At 62.4% G+C, this 5,861-nt stretch carries 5 protein-coding genes; all 5 read right to left on the bottom strand.

Translation table 11 applies throughout. From position 1 onward, the window contains the following. A partial coding sequence (locus EN939_RS18045) for an O-antigen ligase family protein (RefSeq protein ID WP_164751056.1) occupies positions 1-1,091 on the bottom strand: 1,091 nt, incomplete at its 3' end. Between the two features lie 184 nt (positions 1,092-1,275). After that, on the bottom strand, positions 1,276-2,103 hold the full coding sequence (locus EN939_RS18040) for an SDR family NAD(P)-dependent oxidoreductase (RefSeq protein ID WP_127269097.1): 828 nt from the start codon (positions 2,101-2,103) through the stop codon (positions 1,276-1,278). 88 nt (positions 2,104-2,191) lie between these two features. Continuing rightward, the gene (locus tag EN939_RS18035) at positions 2,192-2,686 is read right to left on the bottom strand and encodes an acetone carboxylase subunit gamma (RefSeq protein ID WP_127269096.1); all 495 of its coding nucleotides are present in this window, start codon (positions 2,684-2,686) and stop codon (positions 2,192-2,194) included. Then, a complete protein-coding gene (locus EN939_RS18030; RefSeq protein WP_127269095.1) occupies positions 2,683-4,887 on the bottom strand; it encodes a hydantoinase B/oxoprolinase family protein in 2,205 nt (734 codons plus the stop codon). The genes EN939_RS18035 and EN939_RS18030 overlap by 4 nt, the downstream gene beginning before the upstream one ends. Before the next feature lie 13 nt (positions 4,888-4,900). After that, positions 4,901-5,861, bottom strand: a 961-nt coding sequence (locus EN939_RS18025) for a hydantoinase/oxoprolinase family protein (RefSeq protein ID WP_164751055.1), incomplete at its 5' end; no start/stop codon positions are given.

Below are 5,861 nucleotides of genomic sequence, written 5' to 3'. Positions count from 1 at the left end.
AAAAGGATCACCGAGTCCGCCTGCCATGCCTTGAAGATAACCGCCGAGACGTGGCCGTAGAGCGTGCGCAGCATGATCAGCGACACCAGCGTCGCTCCGACGAAGCCGAGTTCGACGAGGGCCTCGATATAGGTGTTGTGGAAGTGGAAGCCGGTGCGGGTGGTGATGTAGAATTCGTTCCACAGCCGCTCGGCTTCAGCGAAGCCCTGCACCCAATAGGCGGCATAGCCGACGCCGAGAATCGGCGATTTCTGGACCGTGTTCCAGCCTTGCTCCCACAGATAGGTTCGCCCGGTGAGCGTCGAATCCTTGCCGAAGAGGCCGAGGACGAAGTCCATCAGCCCGAGATTCAAGGCGACGAAGGCCGTCACGACCAGCAGGCCGGCGCCGATCAGGAAGATGACCCGGCGATAGCGGCGTGACAGAAGTTTGCTCATCGCAAGAAGCGCCACCAGCGCCAGCACCGCGGGTATCGACGCCATCGAGGTGGCGGAATGCGAAGCGACCAGGACATAGGCCGACAGCAGCACGACGGGCACCGCCAGGATGAAGCTGAGCCGGCCGCGCCTGTAGAAGGCAAGGAAGACAACGCAGAAATAGATGCCGAGCGAGCCGACAAAGCCGATCTGATTCTTGGAGGCGAAGGCGCCGACGAAGTTCACGGTGCCGTCGAGGACATCCTCGGAATAGTTCCCGACCTTCAGCGAATAGATGAGGACGACGAATATTCCGATCAGCGCCCCTATGGTCAGCGTGCGCACGCTGACGGTGCGCGCAGCTACGTAGGCGCAGGCGATATGGGAAAAATACTGGACCGACGTCCTTGCGGTGACGCCGGGGGCCTGCGACCAGAAAACCGAGAAGCAGATATAGGCCGCAAACAGCAGCGGCAGCCAGGCGCTGGACAGATGCCGCAGAAACCGCCGGTAGTCGACCAGGATGAGCGGAAGCCAGACCGCATAATAGGCCAGGATCAAGATCTGGCCGAAGATGACCGAATAGGAAAACGCCCAGATCGAAACGGCTACGGCAAAGGCGCCATAGACCGAGTTCTTCTCGGGATCGATCAGCAGTGACTTTGGAATCTTCATCTCAGGGTTCCGCCGACACGACCTAGGGCCGGCAAGCCATGAGCCGGCCGGAATCTTCGCAAATATGGGCGTGCAATAAACGGCGTCTCCATTGTGCAGTGCAATATAACCTATTGCGCCCGGCGCTCAATGGCAAATCCGGTCACCTTGTCTTACAGCGAGGCATCTGCGGAGAGATCAGCCGCTACCAAAGCGCTCCGCCGGTGATCTGGATGTTCTCCATGGTAATGCCCTTGGCCAGATCCGAGCACAGGAAGACCGCCAGTGCGGCAATCTCCTGCGGCTGCAGCATGCGCTGCTGCGGGTTGCCTTTGGCGATCTCGGCCATCGCTTCCTCAGCGGTGCGCCCCTTGCCTTCGCGCTCGACGACCTGCGCCACATTGCGGCGCATCAGTTCGGTCTCGACCCAGGTCGGGCTGATCATGACGCAGGTGACGCCATGCGCTGCCCCCTCCAGCGCCACGCAGCGCGTGAGGCCGAGAAGGCCGGCCTTGGACGCGCAGTAGGCTGGGTTGTCCTTCCAGCCGACCGAGGCGGCGGTTGAGCCGATGTTGACGATGCGGCCCCAGCCGCGTTCGATCATGCCCGGCAGTACCGCACGCGTGACGCGGAAGGCGCCCGTCAGGTTGGTATCGACGATCTTGTCCCATAGCGCGTCGGAATGGCCGCAGACCGGCTGCTCCGCGGTCGTCCCAGCGGCATTGACCAGGATATCGGCGGGGCCGATGGCCGCCTCGGCGTCAGCTGCGAACCGATTGGCGACGTCGCTGTCGCGAACGTCAAGGTGTGCGGCGTGAACCCTCGTTCCGTGGACGGTAAGGGCCGCACGCACGCGCTCGATCTCGTCCGCGCCGGGATAATAGGCGGCATCGGACTTGTCGGCGCTGGCCGGCGCGATGTAGGAGCCGACGGCGACATTGGCGCCGGCTTCAGCCAAAGCCGTGGCAATGGCAAAGCCCATGCCCGAGAACCCACCGGTAACGATGGCGCTACGGCCGGAAAGGTTGTTCATGGCGCACGGTCTCCACTTCGTTCCGGGCAGGCAATCAGGCCTGACCGTATTTGGCAATCACACCGGCGCAGCCTCCATCGCCAGCGTTTCATGTTTGCTGGAGCGGTTTGCCTAGCCATTCGCGATAGAAGCCTTCGAGGTCGGGCTCGAAATCGTGGACGATGGGATAGCCAGGTGCCGCCGCTTCCACTTCGTGCAGCGTGCCGCATTGCGGACAGATGAATTCGCGGATCTCCATCCATTCGGGATCGGGGAGATCGCTGTTGGGATAGATTTCGCGCAAAGCCCCCTCGGTGTTGCGGACGTTGATCGCAGCCTTCAGCTTCCAGTTCTTGCGATAGTCGCCGAAGGAGTGGCCGCATTCGCAGCGGGTAATGCGCTCATCGCCGCTCTGGCAGATGAACAGATGGTCCGAGACCGGCAGCAGGATCGGATCTTTCCAGGCGACACGATCCTGATAGACGGCAACCATCTTGAAGAAACGGTCATCGTCCTTGTAGGCACTCATGATCCGCCTTGTCTGTGGCCAGGGCAGCTTGCCTGCGACCAGATCGCCCAGGACTTCCTTGCTATACGAGGTCATGGCTTTGCTCCCGGCATGAAGATCGATCTGGCATCGACGTTCCAGAACTCGCTGAATTCGCTGGTGAAGCGCGGCGACAGCTTGATCGCGCTGGCGTACATTTTCTTCACCTCGGGGGCGAAATCGGCCCTTTCGACACGACCACGCTCCTTGGCGATCCAATCCACCACAGGGACCGCCTTGGCCAGACGCTCTTTGCGCATGGCGGCGCGGCGCTCGACCGTGGCGTCGATATCGGCGATGGGATAGCCGTCTTCATCGTCCTTCAGCACAATGCCGAAAACCTGGTCCGCCGCTTGCCGGGTGAGAAAGCCGTTCTCGACATCCCAGGCGGTCTTGATCGGATCGCGCTCCAGTACGTCGCCGTAACCACCGCCGCCATTGTAGGAATGGCTGAAGATGTCGCCGGATTTGTGCGGCGAGGTGATGTAGGGGCCCTCGACCACGACATGGTCGCCACCGATGTTCCGCTCGTAGTCGGAGACATGCGGATCGATGCCGGGCGCATGCGCCAGCGGTTCGCCTTTTGCCGCGAGTTCGTGAATGTCTGAGTTGCGCACGGCGCGATGCTTCTGGCAGGTCGGCGCCGGATAACCGCCGCACATGCCGCCATTGTCGAACACGCGCGAAGAATGTTCGGAGGTGTGGAGCCGCAGATGCGACGTCTTGTTGATCAGCCAGGTCGAGACGAAGGAACAGCCGCCGCGATATTTGCCGGCACCGCCGGAGTTGGGCACGATCGAGCGGCCGATATAGACCATCGGCATCGACTGTTCCCAGACCTCGATGTTGCCCATGTCGGATTCCGGGTTCCAGCCGACATAGGCGGTGTCGAGACCATCCTTGATGGCGAGCGCGCCGGAGCCGGCGGCGGCGCATTCAAAATGGGCCATGCCGAACGGCGTGCCGTACTGGCTCTCGCCGCCCATCTCGATCATCGGGCTGTTGACCTGGCCGACGAAGGCCTCCTCGACGAAGCCGCGGGCGACAAAACTGCGCGACAAAAGCCGCTGGAAGACGCCATAGGCCGGCAGCAGCAAAGCCCATGAGGTGGCGGTCGCCACCATCTCGTTGTCGGGGTTGGTCCAGGTGCCGTGCGGCAGTTTCAGTTCGGTCGCCATCCACGCGCCGTCATTGACCAGCCCTTCGAAATTCATGTGCTGGGTCAAGGTGACGAACATGCCGCCATCCATGCCGGCCGGCGTGCAGTTCATCGAATGGTAGCCCCAGGGCTGCGTGCCCTCGAAGTCCATGGTGATCTTGCCGTCGGTGGTGATCTCCATCTCGATCGGGATGTTGTAGAGCCAGTCCGGATCGCCGAGCAGCTGGAAGCCGGGTTTGCCTGCGGTGACGTGGCCGTAAAAAGTGTGGCCGCGATAGATTCCGGGGACGGTGAGCTGGCGGGTGCGGGCGAGCTGGGCACGGCGGCCTTCCTCGATGAACTCCTTCGACACCTTCATCCAGTAGTCGAGGCCGATCTCGGAGATCAGCTGCTTGACGCTTTCGCGCATGTCGATGCAGGATGCGACTTTGGCCTTCTCGTCGAGCACCCAGTAGATCGGCATTCGCAGATTGCGCTCGCAGCGGATGACGTAGTCGCGGCGGATCTCGTCGTTCTCGCCGATCTTCTCGGCGCAGACGAACAGACCCTCGGTGAAGCGCTCCTGCGCGAGACACACATCACCGCCTGGGGTAATGCCGCCAGCCTCCAGCTCGTGGCAGACGGCGCCGGCCCAGCCGACAAGCGTGCCTTCATGAAAGATAGGCACCACGTCCATCACGTCGGGCACCTGCACAGTGCCTATGAAGGCGTCGTTGTTGGCGAAAATGTCGCCTTCGCGGATGCGCGGGTTGTCCTCGTAGCCGTTTTTGATCATCCATTTGATGAAGCGGCTCATCGTATGGACGTGCACCATGATGCCGTTGGAGAGAGCGATGGCGTCGCCCTCGGGCGTGTAGATGGCGACCACCATTTCGCCGACCTCGCGCACGCCGGGCGAGGCCGAGATGCGGCGCGCCATTTCGCGCGCCGAGACGCAATAGGCGCGTAGCTTGGTGTGCAGCGTCTCGAATTTCAGCGGATCCTGGTTGCGCAGCGTGAGTTCCGTAATGCCGTCATAGCAACCGGTCTCTTCCATCAGCCGCTCGGAATCGAGCAGTCTTTCGCGAAGGCGCAGGGCCGAGGCAGGTTTGTCCAACATGGCGGTCGCCCTCTCAAGCGTGGGTGTAGTGCAGCAGCGTCCATTCATCGACATGGACACGGTCCTGCGGATGAACGACGAGCGTGGTGGCGGGATGTTCGATGATGGCCGGGCCGATGACTTCGTGGCCTGGCTGAAGCAGATCCATCTCGTAGAGATTGGCCTTGTGCCAGCGCCCACCGATATAGGCCTCGCGCACGCCCTTGTGGGCGGCTGCCGGGTTGGAGGCGCCGAGCGGCCGCTTGAGCAGCACCGGCTTGACCTTGTCGGCGGTGGCGATCAGCCCGAGTTCGGTGATGGTGAAGCCGGCTTCGCCATAACGCGACACGCGATGGTTGACCTTGGCATAGACCGCCTCGAACTCGTCGATAACCCTGCGCATGTCGTCGGCCGAACCGACCTTGGCAAGCGGCGCCATGACTTCGACGTCCTCGAGCTGGCCGGTGTAGCGCATCATCAGGAACGGCACGGTCCTGATCTTCTCCCTGGTATGGCCGTCGGCGATCATCTCGTCGACCGCTGCCTTGGTCAGGTCGTTCCAGACCGTGGTGACCTTGGCGCCGAAGGCGGCCAGCGTAGCCTCGTCGGCGCGTGACGGGATGTCGTGCTGGGTGGAGACGGAATGACGCCGCATGAAATCGGCCGTGGTGCAGCCGAAGGCGGAGAAGGCGGCCGCGAACTGGAAGGTGATGATGTCCTTGAAGCCGATGCCCCTGGAGCAGCCGGCCAGATGCAAAGGTCCCGAGCCGCCATAGGACAGCAGCGTGAATTCGGAGGGATGGATGCCTTGCCCGGAAATGACCCGGCGCAGCGCGTTGTTGGCATCGGACTCCAGCATGTCGATCATGCCTTCCGCGGCTTCCTCGACACCAACGCCGAGCACGCTGGAGCACTTTTCCTCGAAGGCGCGGCGCGCCTTTTCGACCTGCAGCACGACCTTGCCGCCCAGGAAATAGTGTGGGTTGAGGCGGCCG

Source organism: Mesorhizobium sp. M7A.F.Ca.CA.002.05.1.1 (genome assembly GCF_003998335.1).
Classification (GTDB): domain Bacteria; phylum Pseudomonadota; class Alphaproteobacteria; order Rhizobiales; family Rhizobiaceae; genus Mesorhizobium.
The sequence above is the reverse complement of the archived record's forward strand: the minus strand, read 5'-3'. Positions and strand labels throughout refer to the sequence as shown.